This window comes from Methylobacterium sp. B1 (assembly GCF_000333255.1).
Lineage (GTDB): Bacteria > Pseudomonadota > Alphaproteobacteria > Rhizobiales > Beijerinckiaceae > Methylobacterium > Methylobacterium fujisawaense.
Genome location: NZ_BACT01000080.1, coordinates 1 through 14,923 on the forward strand (window position 1 = coordinate 1; position 14,923 = coordinate 14,923).

The window sequence follows — 14,923 nt, forward strand, 5'->3', positions numbered from 1 at the left end:
CCTCAGAGCACCCGAGCCTGTACGCCCGCCCGGGAGTTCGGCGCAAGGCTCCGCGAGGGCTGACGCGCCGGAGTCGGTAGGCCTCCCGCCCTGGGGCCGATGTCCATATGGGGCTGGCCCGCATCGACCAGGGCCCGATCCACGGCTTCGATGGCGAGCAGCGTCCGGGTCAGATCCTCCGCCATGGAGATCGGCGCCACGTCGAGACCGCCCAGGCGCCGGGCGATGGCATTCCGCTGGCGCGCCAGCGCGGCGCGGGCCCGGTTCAGCTCCTCGATCTCTTCGATGGTCATCCGCGCGTCCTCTCCTCGACTCAGCGACACCGTCATCAACTCCCCGGCGTCCAGTCGATATTCGGTCGCTGGGCCAGCATGCGCTCGAAGTAGTTGGCGACGGCCTGCGCCCCGTCGGTGTGCATCATTGCCACGGGATGCGCGAGATAGGCGCGGGCGAGATCGAGGGGAATGCGTCCGCCCTGGAGCGCGTTCAGCACCTCGTCGATGAAGGCGTCATTGGCCTCGTTGAAATCGCTGGACAGCTTCTTGCGGTCATTGATGGCCTTGATCGGCATGCAGACTTCCTGTTGCTCGGTGCCGGTGTAGCATCCGGTCGACGGGTTCGGCCCGGATCGCGGCGCGATATGGTCTGACGCGGCAAGACGGCGCAAATCGCGTGCGGGCCCGCACGGTTCGGTAACCCTCCGCGATCGTCGCATGGAGCGGATTGCTGCGCTGCGGCGTTACTGCTCTATGTCGATCGAAACAATGCACTCCCATACGGTCGAAATCGTCCCGTGCAGGGACGATCCCCGGTGCTTCCGATGGATCATCCGCAGCCACGGCGGCACGGTCGTCGAAAAGTCGCCCTACGCCTTCGTAACGCGGAACGGAGCCCGCATTTCCGGCGAGTGCTGGATGCGTGAGCATTTCGGCGACGGGCAGGCCGCCTAGCTGCGCGCCCGACATCCGCGATCGACCGCACCGTCCGATTCTGTACTCTCGGTGAGGTGGCCGGCTTTCAGGCTGCGTCCAATACCCGGAATCCCTGAGACACCGAGATCGCGAAGGGTGGCGGCCGCCCGTACCCCGAGCCGATGCACAGGACGCACGCAACCTGGGCGATAATACTGAGACGAAAAGCATCGGTTAAGCATTACGCTTTTGCGGGAATTCCTTTGTCAGAACTTTAATGACCACCCTGCAGTATCGTGTCGATTCTGTTTCAGAGCAGGGCGCGGATGATGCTGAGCGGCGACGGGACGTTCCGGGACGACGAGTCCGCGTCGCAGATGGGGTCTGTGACTTCCATCGAGGGGTCGAAGGTTCATCTTGAGCTCGGGCTCCGGAACGGGCGACCGAGCGTGAGGGTCACGGTGGGCAATCTGGTCCGGATCCGTGCGGGCGGGGCCATCCTCGTGGGCATCGTCACGACGTTGGCCTCGGCCCACGAGCGCGGGCGAGAACCCGGGGCCTTTGCGAGCCTCGACCTGCTCGGCCAGATCATCGAGACGAACGGGGTGCCTGGATTCTGCCGGGGCGTGACCTGCTACCCGGCGATCGGCGACACGGTCGAGCTGCTGTCCCCCTCCGAACTGCGAATCGTCCACCAAGTGTCTGTGGCCAACACGGCGGCCGTCGGGGCGCTCTACCAAGACCCCGAAACCCCCGCCTGCATCAAACTCGACGACCTTCTCTCCAAGCACTTCGCCGTTCTCGGCGCCACGGGGGTCGGCAAGTCGAGCGGCGTGACCATCATCTTGGACGAGGTGATGCGCGCCAAGCCGGCAGTGCGCATCTTCCTGCTGGACGTACACAATGAATACGCCGCCAGCTTCGGCGACCGCGCGAGCGTGATCAATCCACGGACGCTCAAGCTGCCGTTCTGGCTGTTCAACCTCGAAGAGATCGCCGACGTGATCTACGGCGGGCGTCCAGCCGTGGACGAGGAGATCGAGATCCTCGCCGAAGTCATCCCGCTCGCGAAGAGCAAGTACGCCCAGTACAAGGAGGCGAGCGACCGGCAGATCGTGAAGCGGACACTCGGCAAGGCCGGCGGCTACACGATCGACACGCCCGTGCCCTACGTGCTCCAGGACCTGATTGCCCTCATCGACGAGCGGATGGGCCGGCTGGAGAATCGCGTCTCCCGGATGCACTATCACCGTCTGATCACGCGGATCGAGGCGATCCGGAACGATCCGCGGCACGGCTTCATGTTCGACAACGCCAATGTCGGCGGCGACATGATGGGCGAGATCCTGGCGCACCTGTTCCGCCTCGATCCGGATGGGCGGCCGATGACGATCATGCAGCTCGCCGGCCTGCCGAGCGAGGTGGTGGACGCCGTCGTCTGCGTCCTGTCCCGCCTGGCGTTCGAGTTCGGCATCTGGAGCGAGGGCGCGATCCCGCTGCTGTTCGTGTGCGAGGAGGCGCATCGCTTCGCCTCGGCCGATCGCTCCGTCGGCTTCACGCCGACCCGCCGCGCCCTGTCGCGGATCGCCCGCGAGGGCCGGAAACATGGCGTCCATCTGGGCTTGGTCACGCAGCGTCCGGCCGAACTCGACGCGACCATCATGTCGCAATGCAGCACCCTGTTCGCCATGCGGATGACGAACGCGCGCGATCAGGCCTTCCTGGCCGCAGCGGTATCGGACGCCAGCAACCTGCTCACCTTCATCCCGTCGCTCGGGACGGGCGAGGTCATTGCCTTCGGTGAAGGCGTTCCGATCCCGGTCCGGATGACGTTCCGGCGCCTCCCGTCGATCCGCCAGCCGCGCAACGACACGAGCGGCGCCGCGGCGGGGGACGGCGCGGCGGTCGCCGGCGCCGGCTTCATCGGTGCCGTCGTGGAGCGGTGGCGGGGCGCGACCATGAACAAGGTCGGCGGCCAAGACCACGATCCGATCGGCGCCGTGCGCCTCGGACGCGAGACGGGTCCGGAGGGGGCTCAGGGCGCAGCGCTCGATCACGTGCATCGCCGGCTGCTCCGCCGTCCCCTCGAGGCCGGCGACACCGTCTCGCAGGCCGGACCACACGCTGCCACGCCGCTCTGGCAGCAGGGCGGAGTATGAGCGCCCCGACTTCCCCGACGCCTCAGACCCTGCTCGAAGCCGTGATCCAGACGCTCCCCGTGGGCGTCGTGGTCTTCGACGAGCACGGAGGCTGCACCCTGGCCAATGCCGCCGCGCGCGCTCTCGGCGACAGGGCCGTCCACGCGCTCGCCGCCGCGGCGGGCTCGTCTCGGGAGGCCGCGCATGTCGAGGCCATCGGCGATCGTGTCGTCGAGGTGCGCACCCACCCGGTCACGGAGGATCACGGCAGCTTCACGCTCACCACGGTCACCGATGTCACGCGTCATCACAGGATTCAGCGGGAGCTGATCACCAAGGCCTTCATCGACGCCCTGACCGGGCTTCCCAACCGGACGATGTTCGAGCAAAGCATCGGCGAGGTCCTGGCCGGTTCACGACCCGGGGACCGTTTTGCCCTGGCCTTTATCGATCTCGATAACTTCAAGCACATCAACGACTATTACAGTCACGCCGCGGGCGACGCCCTGCTGCGCAAGATGTCCGACCGGATCCGCGCGACGTTGCGCCCGAGCGACCTGCTGGCCCGCATCGGCGGCGACGAGTTCGTGCTCTTGCTCGATCCCGTCCTCGATCCGGACGACGCGCTGGCAGCCGTGCGCGCCATCTCGGAGCGGCTCAAGCAGCCGTTCTTCATCGACGGGCACGAGATCTTCGCCTCCGCCTCCATCGGCGTGAGCCTGTTCCCGGACCACGGCGACACCTATGAGGTCCTCGCCCGGCAGGCCGACAACGCCATGTACCGGGTAAAGGGCGAGTTGAAGGGCGGCGTCAGCCTGTTCGACGACGCGATGAGCCAGGCGGCGACGGCCCGGATGGCTGTGGAGCAGCGGCTCCGGCTGGCGATCCGCGACCGCTGCTTCTGCTGCGCCTTTCAGCCGAAGGTCGACATGCGCACCCATGCCGTCACCGGCGTCGAGGTGCTTCTGCGCTGGCGGGACGAACTCGGCATGATCCAGGCGCCGGGCGATTTCATCGCCCTCGCCATCGAGCTCGGCCTGATCAACGAGATCACGCTCCAAGTCCTGGCCGAGACCGTTCGGTCGATGCCCGATATCGATGAGGTGTTTGGCCCGGACGTCACCGTGAGCCTAAACATCGCCGCGAAGCAGGCCTGCGATGTGCCCTTCATGACCGCCTTCTGTGCCTCCCTCGGCGAGACCGGGCTCGCGGAGCGCTTCGTCTTGGAACTGACCGAGGAGGCCTTCTTCACGGCAGGCCGCTTCCAGCGCGACGTGCTCCCGCGGATCCGGGCGATCGGAGCGCGGGTCTCGATCGACGATTTCGGCGTCGGCTACTCGTCGCTGTCGGCCTTGGCGGACATCACCGCTGACGAGTTGAAAATCGATCGCTCCTTCATCACCGACATCGACAAGCGACCGCGCAGCCAGATCGTCCTGAAGGCGATCGAGTCGCTCGGCGCGGCGCTCGGCATGTCGGTGGTGGCCGAAGGCGTCGAGACCTACGAGGAGGTCGCCTACCTTCTCGGGGCGACGCAGATCCGCTGCGCGCAGGGCTATTACTTCGCTCGCCCGCTCCTGCTCGATCAGATCGGTCAGGTGGAGCCGCGCCTGTCCGGATCACGCCATCCTTCGCCGCGCAGCCGCGCCTCGGAGTTGCGGATGCCCAGTCTGCTGCGGCGGGCGTAAAAGGCCACAGGCCGCGGAGGCCATCCTCTCACGGTGGCAGAACGCTGCCGGGACAGACTGGAATGACCCGGCTCCGTCGCGAGACGGATTCCGGCGCGGCTTGAGGGGCATGATCGCCCCGCGTTCACGCCGACGGCCGGAATCTTCATCCGGCGGATCGTCACCTGGCCAGCGGCGATTCCGATCGCCTCTCCCCGGCTACCCCCACGGACCGCGTCGGCAGGGCCGTCGCTGAAGCAGGCTGAGGCGGCCTGTGCGCCAGGTTCCGGCGCGCAGGCCTCGGCGCCGGCCGAGCCAGGGCCTTTTGTCCTCTGGAGGCATCCGAACGGCCCACGCTGCCGCACGCGGTCCCCAAGAGAGCGGCCCAGACACCGGGCGCAGATCCGAATGACCGCTGCCGATCGGGGCGGCCCCGGGGGGATCGCCAACGGCTTGACCCGACCGCCGTCATTCCCAGTTTGGCCACCTTCCGGTGCTCTACCTCCGAGCCAAAGACCATCAGGCCGCTGTGCCGTACGAGCAGTCCCGTGATCCGATTCGAGAACGTCACGAAAATCTACCGCGCCAACGGCGCGCCGCGAATCGTCCTGGACCGGGCATCCTTCACCCTCAAGCAAGGTATCTGTTACGGCATCCTCGGCATCAACGGTGCCGGCAAGTCGACGACGATGCGGATCCTGGCGGGCACCGAGGAACCGACCAAAGGCAAGGTCTATAGAGGCCGGCGTGTGTCGTGGCCGCTCGGCTTCGCGGGCGGATTCCATCCCAAGATGACCGGCCGCGACAACGTCATGTTCGTAGCCCGGATCTACGGCGAGGATCCGCGGAAGGTGCTTGATTTCGTGGAGGATTTCTCGGAACTCGGGAGCTATCTGGAGCAGCCGATCTACACCTACTCATCGGGCATGGGCGCACGGCTCGCCTTCGGCATGAGTATGGCAATCCCGTTCGAGACCTACCTGATCGACGAGCTCACCTCGGTCGGCGACGCGCGCTTCTCCAAGCGGTGTGACGAAGTCTTCTCCGCCCGTCGCAAGAATGCCGACATCATCATGATTTCCCACTCGATGGAGCAGCTCCGCGAGTGGTGCACCCAAGGCATCGTGCTGCTGAACGGGCGGGCAATCGTCTACGAGGACATCAACGACGCGATTGAGGTCTACAGACGACTCAATGCCTGAGTTTCAGCGCAGACTATGATCGGCCGGCGCATAGATTTTTAAATTCAACAGGCTCGGTGCTGGAAATCCGTTATCCGAGATCATTTTGCTGCTGACAAAAAGCAGCAGCACCAAGCCATCCGATCTGGGCAAGCACACAGGGGCCAAGAGGCCGATCATCGCCCGCCTTTCTGCAGCTTGCCGGCGCGACTCGTCTGGACGTGGTCGAAATCTCGACCCTGCGCGGACGCATCGCCGTCTGTCGCCACATCGACGCGCGCGGTGCCGCCCCCCGGAACCAGCGCCTCGATCGGAGACGACCGCATTCCAACCGGAAGCGGCCTTTTCGTACGCCCTCGATCCCGGTCTGCGCCTCGATCCGATGACGGTACCGCCCCTCCCCGGGGAATGCGTTGGCCGCCACAACCGAAACCCGCTGGCGGAAGGGGTGTCTGCCGAAGTTCGATCCACCAGCGTCCAGCGCCGTCGATTTTCCCTTGCAATCATAGGGCGTTGGCGGGAATAAATTCCATCGGCGTCCGGCCCGATCCGCCGCAATCGGCGTCGAATGGTGGGGTGGCTGGTGGGGTAGATGGCGCGCGAGATCAACCGCCTTTCGGCTCGCAAGGTCCAGGCGCTGAGCGAGCCTGGCCGGCACGCTGACGGCGGTGGCCTCTACCTCGTGATCGAACCCAGTGGATCGAAGCGCTGGGTGATGTTGTATCGGATGCCCGGCCGCCGCCGCGAGATGGGGCTCGGCTCGGTGAGCGCGGTCTCGCTGGCCCGGGCGCGCGAGCTCGCTGCGGCGGCCCGGGCGCAGATCGCCGAAGGCATCGACCCGATCGAAGCCAGGGCTGCGGCGATCGCGCCACTCCGCCCACCGGCCCCCGTGACGTTCGCCGAAGTGGCGGAAAACTACATGGCCGATCGGGAACGGACCTGGCGGAACGCCGCGCACCGCGCGCAATGGCGCCAGACCCTGGAGGTCCAGGCCGCGAGCCTCTGGCGCATGCCGGTGTCCGACATCGGCACCGACGACGTACTCGCGGTGCTCCGGCCCATGTGGCACGAGAAGGCCGAGACGGCACGCCGGATCCGCGGCCGCATCGAGCGTGTGCTGGACGCGGCCAGGGTCAGCGGTCACCGGTCCGGCGAGAATCCGGCCCGCTGGCGCGGCCACCTCGACGTGCTGCTGCCTCGATCGCGCAAGCTGACGCGCGGCCACCATAAGGCCATGCCCTACGCCGAGGTGCCGGCCTTCTACGCAGCGGTCTCGGCCGGGCGCACGAGCTTCTCCTCGCTCGCGCTGCGCCTCACGATCCTGACGGCTGCCCGGTCCGGCGAGACCCGCGGGCTGACCTGGGGCGAGGTCGATATGGCCACGGCGCTCTGGACGGTCCCGGCCGAGCGCATGAAGGCCGGCCGGCCGCACCGGGTGCCGCTTTCAGCGCCGGCGCTCGCGATCCTAGCTTCGGTACGGCCCGACGGTGCAGGGCCTTCGGATCTCGTCTTCCCGTCGCGGGCGGGTACGCCGCTCTCGGACATGGCGCTGGCCATGTTCCTGCGCGGGGCCGACCCCAACGGCTTCACCGTCCACGGATTCCGATCATCGTTCCGGGATTGGGTGACCGAGGAGACCGACTTCCCCGGCGAGCTGGCCGAGGCTGCACTCGCGCACCTCGTCGGCGACGAGACCGAGCGCGCCTACCGCCGCGGCGACGTCTTGGAGAAACGCCGTCACTTGATGGACGCCTGGGCGGCTTTCGTGGCGGCGGACAAGGCCGCACCGTCGAGCACGCGCGCCAGCTCGGCGTGAGGGATCAGGGTCGCGGCTCCGAGTTTCCGGGCGACGATCTGGCCGTCGGCGATCATCTGGTAGATCGTCGAGCGGGACACGCCGAGCACGGCCGCCGCATCCTTCGGCCTGTAGGCCAGGGGCTGGATTGGCTCACCCATGGCGCGCCTTCCGAGTCTCCACTTCGCGCAAGGCGGCGGCGAAGCGGCGGTAAGTGGCCGCGCGTCGAGCCTGCTCGACGGCGCGCTCGTCCGATGGGTGCCAGACCACGTCCGTCTCCGCCTTCTTGGCCGCGCCTTCAAGGATCCGGGCGATACGCTCCGGGTCGGGTGCAGGGGTGATTGGCGTGAACCGCCCGTCGTGGGAATCGCCCAGGTCCTTAGCCCAGAGCTTGCCGTCGTCGCCCCGGTAGATCGCGAGCTTGCTGCCTTCCTTGACGGGGGTAAGAGCTCTCTGCAGTTCGGCCACGCCCAGCACCTCGTACTTGGTCCAGAGCAGCAGGTGGAGAACACGTTCAGCCATGGCGAACCTCCGACATGCTGCTGGGCTCGATGCTGTGCAGGACGACACCTGAAGGCCTGCGGCCCCTGCTAGGCCGCAACCTAGAAGTAAGGCTCTTTGACATATCCTCTCCAGAGTTGTGGAGAGGCTTCGAATGGCTTGGCCGGTTGATCCCCGAAACCTCGATGACGTGGAGAAGGTCCGCGGACTGATGGCTAGTGCCGAGCGCTTGAACGTTCAGGATCTGGTCACCGCCTGCATCCGTCGGATTTCCGAGCTTGAGGGGCGGCGTTTCGCGGATCCCGTCGAGAGACGCTTCTGGGAAATCATCTCCGTCTTCGAAGAGCTGTTGACGAAGGAAAATGGCCGCACGTCGCGGGCAGCTCGCACGCGGGAGAAGGTGAAGCGGGTCGGAGTCGTGCAGACGCTCGACGATATCGCCGCATCGAGCAAGCCATCTGAGGGCTTCCGTCGCCTCGTGGATGCGGGGCTCTCGGATTACCTCTTCGAGTACCTCATCCTCGAGAACCCTGATCGTTTCACGCCGAAAGCAGTCGCAGCTGCAGGCAACCGCCTGACCACATACAATCTGCCACTCTCGCGGGTGACCTGAACACATCATACCCCGCACATCCCCTCGCACTCGTGCTGGAAAAGGTCAGCCTGCGCCCCCGAGGCCGGCTGCGAGAAATCGACCTGCTCAATGGGAATGCGCTGCCGGTGCATGAACTGCTCGGACCGCATACCGCGCGGATCGTCACGATAGACGCCGTCCCGGATCGCACGGTCGACCTCAACCACGTCCGCCCTACGCGCCGGATCGGCCATGATCTCGCGCCACTGGTCCGGATCGTGAAACGGGCAGCCCTCGCACGATGACTTGGGCGGCCGCGGGTAGCCGTTGCGGTCGAGCCAGTTCAGGCAATCGCCGCGGCGCATCCGCCTTTCGAGCAGCGGGAACCGCTTGGTGACGTAGCGGACCTTCGACGGCGTGGCCCGGATCACCTCATCCTGCGAGATACCGATCCATTGCTCGACGGCACCTGCTGGGACCACATCGCGCGGGCCGTAGCCGAGCAACTCACGAACCTTCCGCTGAATCGGCTCGATCTTGTAGTGCGACGTGCACTGCCGGCGGCCAATACCATCCCGGACCTCATCCTGCGCCAGGGTCCGATAGCCGACGACTTTCGCCTCGGCCTCTTCGTCTTCATCGAAAAGACCATCGTCTCCGCCCTCGTAGACCGGGACCACGGTTCCAGCCGCAATGATCCGGCGGAGGAAGAACGGTACGGTGACAAAGCGGCCGGCGCGGACGCTGCCGCGGCGGATCAGGTCCTCGCGCAGATTGCCGGCCGAGATGACGTGCACAGGGAAGGGGAGGACATTCCCGGACGCGAGCCAGCGCAGGTGCTCGTAGACCCTCGGCGGCTCCCATCCGGTGTCGGCGAAAATAGCGCAGTCAGGCATCGGGCCGATCTCGCCGTGTGCCGCCATCAGCGCGAGTGTCGTCGACTGAACGCCGGCGCCGAGCGAGAGGACGCGGAGACGAGGCACGTTCACGCCGCCTCTGCGAAACCGATGGCTAGAAGCCGCGACACACGCGCCTGGACTTCGCCGAGGAAGCCGCGCACGGCCTCTTCGTCCCTCGCGATCTGAGCCTCGTCCCGGTGCAGCCGCTTCACCCACAGCCGCAGAGCCGGCGGCACGCTCGGATGCCAGGTGGCGAAGTCGCACCACACCCGGCCCGTGCAGGCCATCTGCCAGCGCATCTGCGGCCGGTGATCCTCCGGGATTTCCCCAGCGAGCAGCGTCTCCAAGTGGGTGCGCAGCGTCGGGCACTTAAACTCGACGAGGCCGTCGCCACCGACGAGGCGATCCGGGCTCGCCCCGGCCATCGCGATCGTCGGATGGTCGACAAATCCGACCTTCACGGTGTCGACCCCGTACAGGAACTCGTAGGCGTCGCAGGCCTGCGGTTCCCGCTCCGAGCCCTCGATCATCGCGGCGGTGAGGTAGTGCTGCGTCGCGAGGCCCGTCAGCCGCTCGCCGACGAGCTCCATCAGATAGCGCTCGCGATCCGCGGTTGGTTTACCGTCGCGCTTGACCGCCAGCACGTCGGCGACGCGCGAGGCCGTGACCTTGCCGCAGCGCGCGTCCAACCATTCGGCGGTGCCCTGGATCATCTCGGCCATGTCAGCGGCCCTCCGGCTGGGCACGCCGGGCGACGGCGCGCTCGATGGCGGCCAGGGCCTCGCCGTAGAGATCGGCCGGAAGATCGGGCACGCTCTCGACGTTGAAAACGCGCAGGAACTTCGCCGGGGCGATCCCGTGCTCGGTGAGCAGATTCCGCAGCGTTTCGGCCTGGGAGTCTGAGATCACGTCCTCGGACGCGTCCGCCGCGGGCGCCCCGTCGGTGTCGTCCGGATCGTTGGTCAGGGCGATGTTGAAGACCTGCAGGACGAGATAGCGGCGCGCGTAGGTGATCGCCGACCCGATGCCCTGGATGGGCGTCTTGTTGGCCTTCCCCTGTGCGCCCGCCGTGTCGGGCGGCAGGTCGAGGTGGTAGGCGCGCTCGTGCCCGGCCTCGTGGGCGCAGGTGCATTTCACCCGCAGATGCCCCTGGATCGGTGACGCCTCGGTGTCGAACGAGAGCGAGAAGCCGTGCCGGGCGATGACCGGCTGCGTGGCCCGCGCGATCGTCTCCAAGCGCGCGTAGGGGGCGCCGGAATGCGTGTTCCGGGCATCGCGAAAGACGCGCGGCAGCTCGGCCTGACAGGCCGCCATGGCGGCGATGAAGGCCACCCGGGCGCGCTCGGCCCGATCCTCCCGGGCCATGACCAGGAACCGTTCGACCCGGTCGGGATCGACGTTCGGATCGCGCGCCATCCGCTCGATGATCGAGAGGACCGTGGCGCCCTCGGTTGGCGAGGCCGCTGTCACGGCCTGGGACGTCGCCTCGGTGGCGACGATCTGCATCTGCGGCTGACTCACCGGCTGCTCTCTCCTCTCTCGCTGCGGGCGGTTACCGGCGCCGCCCGGTCGTGACGGTGCCGAGATCGGCCAGGACGGCGGCGCGGTCGGCATCGGTCTCGGCCAGCCGGTGCGCGTGCAGTTCGGTCACGGCTGGCGGCAGACTGGCCGCGAAGGCGCGGGCCGCGGCACGGTCCCCGACGATCGCGACGCCGCGGATCTCGGCGAGGCCGGAGCCGTCCCGGCTCACCTGAATCACCACCGCGTCGCAGAGGTCTTCGGCATCGACCACCGGGACGGGCAGGATCCGCACGACGTAGCGACGGCCGGAACGGCCGCGCCAGGCTGATAGGGGCATGGCGGGACTTCCCCGGAGACCGGCGCAAGAGCGCAGGCGCTCCTCGCGGGGCAGGCGTTCGGCGGGCGCGATCTGGAGGGCGAAGCGACGGGCCGCCTGCTGGTTGGCGATGATCGCAGCTTGCGCGGCCCGACGGTCGCGGCCCTCTTCGCCGTTCAGGTGGTCAAGCGGCTGGCCGTCCATGGTCAGGCAGCCTCGCCGATCTGGTCGGCCTCGAAATCGGCGAGCGCCGCCAGCTCGTCGGCCTCCTCGGCCTCGCGCTCCTCGATCCAGTGACGGGCAGCGGCGGTGCAGTCGAAGCCCTCGGCCTCGATTCCGAAGGCGCTGCGGACGGCCCAGGCGCCGTCGAGGGGAATGATCCAGCGGTCGGTGGGGAAGGCCGTTGGATCCAGGGACTGACGATGCTCGAGGCTTGGATGCATGGCGTCGGCTCCATCGACTCGCGGTCAGGCTATGGAGATAGCTACGCATAATGCGTGATCTTCGTCAACGCATTATGCGTAGTTGAAACGACCCGGTCATCGCGGCTCTGCGAGACGCGTTGTCCACAGGCGCACCTTCCCTGCGCTTCAAAATGCCAGGCGTTCCTGCAAGGAGATCCAACGTCGCAGAAGTTCTTGTTATGTTCTGAAATCTGAGGCAGACAGATGACGCAAGCAAACGTTGGAGGCGGCAATGTCCCACGTCCAGGATTATGTCGTGCAACTCTTTGATCGCGGGGACCGCGGTGTTCTGTCGACCGCCGGAATTCGGCAGTGCTCTAGTCCTGACGGTGCTAAACGCTTGGCTGAGCGCCTCGTGCGCGAGAAAAGAGCGGCCGGAGCTCTTGCCTATTCGAGGCCCGGCGCGATCAGTGCGAGCGAGTTTTCCTCACCCACGGTTCTTGCCCGGATCGGCGATGTGCCGGAGATCGATGCCTACTAGCGGGGCTTGATCCAGGCCACCTTGGCCGACCACTCGATCTCTTCGACCTCCAGCGGGGCCGACCCGCTTGTAGAAACAAGGAGAAAGCTACCTCCGTCGCGTCCGCGGTAGACCTTCTTCACGTAGATCTGTTCGTCGTTGACCCAAACGACGCAGAGCTGGCCGATCCAGACGTCTGGCAGGCCGCGGACCCGCTCATCGTAGTAGATCAGCCAATCATCCTCGGCGACGCCGGGCATCGAATCGCCCCTCACCCGCGCCGCGACCGTGTTGGGGGACGATCCTGGCGGCCGCGGTGCGCGATCATAGCCGCCTTGCGGCTCGCCGCTGAAGAAGACGCGCGCGCCGGCGCCCACATCGCCGACGATCGGCACGGTCTCGTCCTTCGGAGCGTCGAGCCTAGGGCTGCCCTCCAGGATCCACTCCCATCGTGCCTTGTACGCGGTGGCATACCGCTTTGCCGTTTCACGGCTCGGGTTCCGGTCCCCGTTTTCGTGTCCGAGGTAGGTTGGGACCTTCCATCCGAAGGCGCGAGCCGCCTCGGTGGCCGTGGCGAAGCCGGCCTTCTTGCGAAGGTGCTGCAGGCGTTCGGCGATCGTCTCCATGCCTAGCGCTTCGCATAATGCGTTACGCAATGTGCGTTGACATCTGCTACGCATTGAGCGTAGTTCTTGCTTCGCGATGAAGACCGTGTCCGACATAATCGATGCGCTTGGGGGCTCGACGGCTTTCGGACGCGTCTGCGGATTCACGAGAAATCCGGGCGCCCGGGGCAGCGACATGCGTCAGCGTGGATCCATTCCGGTCGTCTACTGGCCACGCATCGTGGCGTACGCCTGCACCCGAGAGATCGCGATCGACAACGATGTTCTGGTGCGGGTTCATCTGCCGCGGGAGCGCACCGCCCTCCTCAAGTCGGAGGCCGCGTGATGGCGTCCGGCCTTTCCGTAGCGCGCGATCCGCACCGGCCGCGCCGCGCCCTGCGACGCGGCTGCGACGAACTTGGGCGGCCGGACATCGCGCCTAGACCCGCACAGGACGTGGATGTCGGTTCCGGCTCTCGTCCTGGGCGCCGCCCCGGCCCGGATCCTGTCACGAATCGGCGCATCGATGCCGTCCGGTTGTGCCGGGGTGCGCGCGCTCGCGATGCCCGAATTGCGCCATTCGTCGGGTCACACCCCGGCTCATCTCAGGCACCCCGGCCGTCTCGCTGGCCGCTTCGCGACCGAGGTGCCGCCGCCGTCCTTCACCGCGTTTGTCGTCTCCCACTTTCCCGCCGCGCCCCGGCCCCGCCGATGATCTTGCACGGAGGGCTGATCGTATGCGGTCAAATTCGGGATCGCGTCGCATGGTGACGGTAGAGCAGGCCAACGAGGTCGCGCGGGATCCGCTGCTGCGGCTCGTACTGGACCGGAAGGATCTCACGGGGTCGCTGATGGCGGCCTACGACGATGTCGGCGAACGCCTCGGTCGTTCGCCCTCCTGGGTGCGCAAGGTGATCGGGCGCGCGACCGACGTCACGGTCGGCCTCCACGACTGGCTCAACATCAATACGCTCTGCGCCAGACTCGACGCGGCGAGCGAGCGGCTGGAGGCCGCGACGACGGCACGAGAGGAGGCGCGACGTGCGGTTCGTGAAGCTGCTGCGATCTCTGGGCCGGTTTGGTCTGGCCGCGATCCGGGAGGTCCATTCGCGCTTGCGCCGTTGATCCCGAAGCTATCGCCGTCGAGCCTGCCGCCCGCCTCGATCGACACCGTCGTCGTGCCTGCCGATTCGGCTCGCTTCCCGGGCTGAGGGGCCCCGCCCACGCGGGGCGTTCCCGCGCGACCTGAGAACTGGCGATGGCCGAAGAGCCGAGCGTCGGCCCATGCGACGAGGGGGCCCTTAACTTCGCTGGCCTCCCACGGAGCCATTTCCAAGCCGTTGTGATCGATCCGCCCTGGCGGTTCTCCGGTGGTACGCGCAGCCGTCCGCAGCATTACCGGCGGATGAGCCTCGCCGAGGTCCAGGCGCTACCGGTGCGCGGTTTGCTTCATCCTGACGGTGGCCGGGTCTTCCTCTGGATCACCGCGCCCCTGCTGCACCGGATCCCGGAGATCGCGAAGGCGTGGAAGCTACGTTACTCGTCGGCCATTCCGTGGATCAAGCTGTGGCCCAGCGAGAGCGGGCTCTTCGTCTACGCCTCATCAGTCTCACGCGGCACTGGCTTCGAGGTGATCGGCGCCGCCGAGTACGTGGCGATCCTCAAGGCCGGGCGGCCCCATAGCATCAAGGGTCGCCCCTTCTCGGGCGTCTGGATCGAGCCGCGGCGCGAGCATTCCCGCAAGCCGCCGAACCTGCATCGGGAAATCGAGGCGCGGATCCCGGGACCGTACCTGGAGCTGTTCGCGCGGGAGAGCCGGCCCGGCTGGTGCGCCTGGGGCGACGAGGCGACGAAGTTCGATCCCGCGCCCACCCTCGCGGCCGCGGAGTAG

General features: G+C 67.1%; 18 protein-coding genes and 1 pseudogene. 9 read left to right on the forward strand and 10 right to left on the reverse strand.

All coding sequences use genetic code 11. The features are described from left to right. Positions 1-104: 104 nt before the first annotated feature. Positions 105-293: pseudogene (locus I53_RS02110) on the reverse strand (hypothetical protein); the annotation flags it as partial. Positions 294-328: 35 nt separating this feature from the next. Beyond that, positions 329-571: a hypothetical protein gene (locus I53_RS02115; RefSeq protein ID WP_043346132.1), complete on the reverse strand. Its 243-nt coding sequence runs from the start codon at positions 569-571 to the stop codon at positions 329-331. A gap of 669 nt (positions 572-1,240) precedes the next feature. Between I53_RS02115 and I53_RS02125 the strand changes: the two genes are divergently transcribed. The 4 genes from I53_RS02125 to I53_RS02140 all read left to right on the forward strand — a co-directional run bounded on the left by I53_RS02125 (position 1,241) and on the right by I53_RS02140 (position 7,713). Then, on the forward strand, positions 1,241-3,070 hold the full coding sequence (locus tag I53_RS02125; protein ID WP_043346187.1) for an ATP-binding protein: 1,830 nt from the start codon (positions 1,241-1,243) through the stop codon (positions 3,068-3,070). Next, positions 3,067-4,737 carry an EAL domain-containing protein gene (locus I53_RS02130; protein WP_043346134.1) on the forward strand — a complete coding sequence of 557 codons (1,671 nt, stop codon included), beginning with the start codon at positions 3,067-3,069 and terminating at the stop codon, positions 4,735-4,737. The genes I53_RS02125 and I53_RS02130 overlap by 4 nt, the downstream gene beginning before the upstream one ends. A 527-nt stretch (positions 4,738-5,264) precedes the next feature. Beyond that, positions 5,265-5,918: an ABC transporter ATP-binding protein gene (locus I53_RS02135; protein WP_043346135.1), complete on the forward strand. Its 654-nt coding sequence runs from the start codon at positions 5,265-5,267 to the stop codon at positions 5,916-5,918. A 571-nt stretch (positions 5,919-6,489) separates the two neighbouring features. After that, entirely contained in the window at positions 6,490-7,713 is a 1,224-nt protein-coding gene (locus tag I53_RS02140) for a site-specific integrase (RefSeq protein ID WP_043346137.1), read from the forward strand. Here the strand turns inward: I53_RS02140 and I53_RS02145 are convergent. Together I53_RS02145 and I53_RS02150 are read right to left on the reverse strand one after the other, a co-directional pair. Next, positions 7,635-7,853, reverse strand: a complete 219-nt coding sequence (locus I53_RS02145; RefSeq protein ID WP_043346139.1) for a helix-turn-helix domain-containing protein — start codon at positions 7,851-7,853, stop codon at positions 7,635-7,637. The two genes, I53_RS02140 and I53_RS02145, sit on opposite strands and share 79 nt — an antisense overlap. Next, a complete protein-coding gene (locus I53_RS02150; protein WP_043346141.1) occupies positions 7,846-8,214 on the reverse strand; it encodes a hypothetical protein in 369 nt (122 codons plus the stop codon). The genes I53_RS02145 and I53_RS02150 overlap by 8 nt, the downstream gene beginning before the upstream one ends. Positions 8,215-8,347: 133 nt before the next feature. Here I53_RS02150 and I53_RS02155 point away from each other — a divergent pair, with 133 nt between their 5' ends. Beyond that, positions 8,348-8,806, forward strand: coding sequence for a hypothetical protein (locus I53_RS02155; RefSeq protein WP_043346143.1), 459 nt, complete (start codon positions 8,348-8,350; stop codon positions 8,804-8,806). 5 nt (positions 8,807-8,811) lie between these two features. Here I53_RS02155 and I53_RS02160 read toward each other — a convergent pair whose 3' ends face one another. The 5 genes from I53_RS02160 to I53_RS02180 are packed head-to-tail and all read right to left on the reverse strand — an operon-like array spanning position 8,812 to position 11,946. Beyond that, positions 8,812-9,756: a hypothetical protein gene (locus I53_RS02160; protein ID WP_051044614.1), complete on the reverse strand. Its 945-nt coding sequence runs from the start codon at positions 9,754-9,756 to the stop codon at positions 8,812-8,814. After that, on the reverse strand, positions 9,753-10,388 hold the full coding sequence (locus tag I53_RS02165; RefSeq protein WP_051044615.1) for a lambda exonuclease family protein: 636 nt from the start codon (positions 10,386-10,388) through the stop codon (positions 9,753-9,755). The genes I53_RS02160 and I53_RS02165 overlap by 4 nt, the downstream gene beginning before the upstream one ends. 1 nt (position 10,389) lies before the next feature. Next, positions 10,390-11,187 (reverse strand): ERF family protein, encoded by a 798-nt coding sequence (locus tag I53_RS30270; protein WP_187294293.1) that lies wholly within the window; start codon positions 11,185-11,187, stop codon positions 10,390-10,392. Positions 11,188-11,218: 31 nt separating this feature from the next. Further along, positions 11,219-11,707 carry a hypothetical protein gene (locus I53_RS34790; protein ID WP_083935941.1) on the reverse strand — a complete coding sequence of 163 codons (489 nt, stop codon included), beginning with the start codon at positions 11,705-11,707 and terminating at the stop codon, positions 11,219-11,221. Between the two features lie 2 nt (positions 11,708-11,709). Next, a complete protein-coding gene (locus I53_RS02180; protein WP_043346145.1) occupies positions 11,710-11,946 on the reverse strand; it encodes a hypothetical protein in 237 nt (78 codons plus the stop codon). Between the two features lie 253 nt (positions 11,947-12,199). Here I53_RS02180 and I53_RS32935 point away from each other — a divergent pair, with 253 nt between their 5' ends. Next, on the forward strand, positions 12,200-12,448 hold the full coding sequence (locus I53_RS32935) for a hypothetical protein (RefSeq protein WP_148291051.1): 249 nt from the start codon (positions 12,200-12,202) through the stop codon (positions 12,446-12,448). On the opposite strand, the gene I53_RS02185 is transcribed toward I53_RS32935, so the two are convergent. Then, complete coding sequence (locus I53_RS02185; protein WP_043346147.1) at positions 12,445-13,053, reverse strand: S24 family peptidase; 609 nt, start codon at positions 13,051-13,053, stop codon at positions 12,445-12,447. The two genes, I53_RS32935 and I53_RS02185, sit on opposite strands and share 4 nt — an antisense overlap. A gap of 175 nt (positions 13,054-13,228) precedes the next feature. Between I53_RS02185 and I53_RS34795 the strand changes: the two genes are divergently transcribed. The 3 genes from I53_RS34795 to I53_RS02200 all read left to right on the forward strand — a co-directional run bounded on the left by I53_RS34795 (position 13,229) and on the right by I53_RS02200 (position 14,923). Then, positions 13,229-13,378 carry a hypothetical protein gene (locus I53_RS34795; RefSeq protein ID WP_246410730.1) on the forward strand — a complete coding sequence of 50 codons (150 nt, stop codon included), beginning with the start codon at positions 13,229-13,231 and terminating at the stop codon, positions 13,376-13,378. Between the two features lie 505 nt (positions 13,379-13,883). Continuing rightward, on the forward strand, positions 13,884-14,243 hold the full coding sequence (locus I53_RS30275; RefSeq protein WP_187294294.1) for a hypothetical protein: 360 nt from the start codon (positions 13,884-13,886) through the stop codon (positions 14,241-14,243). A 47-nt stretch (positions 14,244-14,290) separates the two neighbouring features. Beyond that, complete coding sequence (locus I53_RS02200; RefSeq protein ID WP_083935942.1) at positions 14,291-14,923, forward strand: MT-A70 family methyltransferase; 633 nt, start codon at positions 14,291-14,293, stop codon at positions 14,921-14,923.

Coding starts and splice junctions, on each gene's coding strand:
- I53_RS02125 (WP_043346187.1), top strand. CDS start 1,241: ATGCTGAGCGGCGACGGGACGTTCCGGGACGACGAGTCCGCGTCGCAG.
- I53_RS30275 (WP_187294294.1), top strand. CDS start 13,884: ATGGCGGCCTACGACGATGTCGGCGAACGCCTCGGTCGTTCGCCCTCC.
- I53_RS02150 (WP_043346141.1), bottom strand. CDS start 8,214: ATGGCTGAACGTGTTCTCCACCTGCTGCTCTGGACCAAGTACGAGGTG.
- I53_RS32935 (WP_148291051.1), top strand. CDS start 12,200: ATGTCCCACGTCCAGGATTATGTCGTGCAACTCTTTGATCGCGGGGAC.
- I53_RS02145 (WP_043346139.1), bottom strand. CDS start 7,853: ATGGGTGAGCCAATCCAGCCCCTGGCCTACAGGCCGAAGGATGCGGCG.
- I53_RS02155 (WP_043346143.1), top strand. CDS start 8,348: ATGGCTTGGCCGGTTGATCCCCGAAACCTCGATGACGTGGAGAAGGTC.
- I53_RS02200 (WP_083935942.1), top strand. CDS start 14,291: ATGGCCGAAGAGCCGAGCGTCGGCCCATGCGACGAGGGGGCCCTTAAC.
- I53_RS02165 (WP_051044615.1), bottom strand. CDS start 10,388: ATGGCCGAGATGATCCAGGGCACCGCCGAATGGTTGGACGCGCGCTGC.
- I53_RS02180 (WP_043346145.1), bottom strand. CDS start 11,946: ATGCATCCAAGCCTCGAGCATCGTCAGTCCCTGGATCCAACGGCCTTC.
- I53_RS02115 (WP_043346132.1), bottom strand. CDS start 571: ATGCCGATCAAGGCCATCAATGACCGCAAGAAGCTGTCCAGCGATTTC.
- I53_RS34790 (WP_083935941.1), bottom strand. CDS start 11,707: ATGGACGGCCAGCCGCTTGACCACCTGAACGGCGAAGAGGGCCGCGAC.
- I53_RS02130 (WP_043346134.1), top strand. CDS start 3,067: ATGAGCGCCCCGACTTCCCCGACGCCTCAGACCCTGCTCGAAGCCGTG.
- I53_RS34795 (WP_246410730.1), top strand. CDS start 13,229: ATGCGTCAGCGTGGATCCATTCCGGTCGTCTACTGGCCACGCATCGTG.
- I53_RS02185 (WP_043346147.1), bottom strand. CDS start 13,053: ATGGAGACGATCGCCGAACGCCTGCAGCACCTTCGCAAGAAGGCCGGC.
- I53_RS02140 (WP_043346137.1), top strand. CDS start 6,490: ATGGCGCGCGAGATCAACCGCCTTTCGGCTCGCAAGGTCCAGGCGCTG.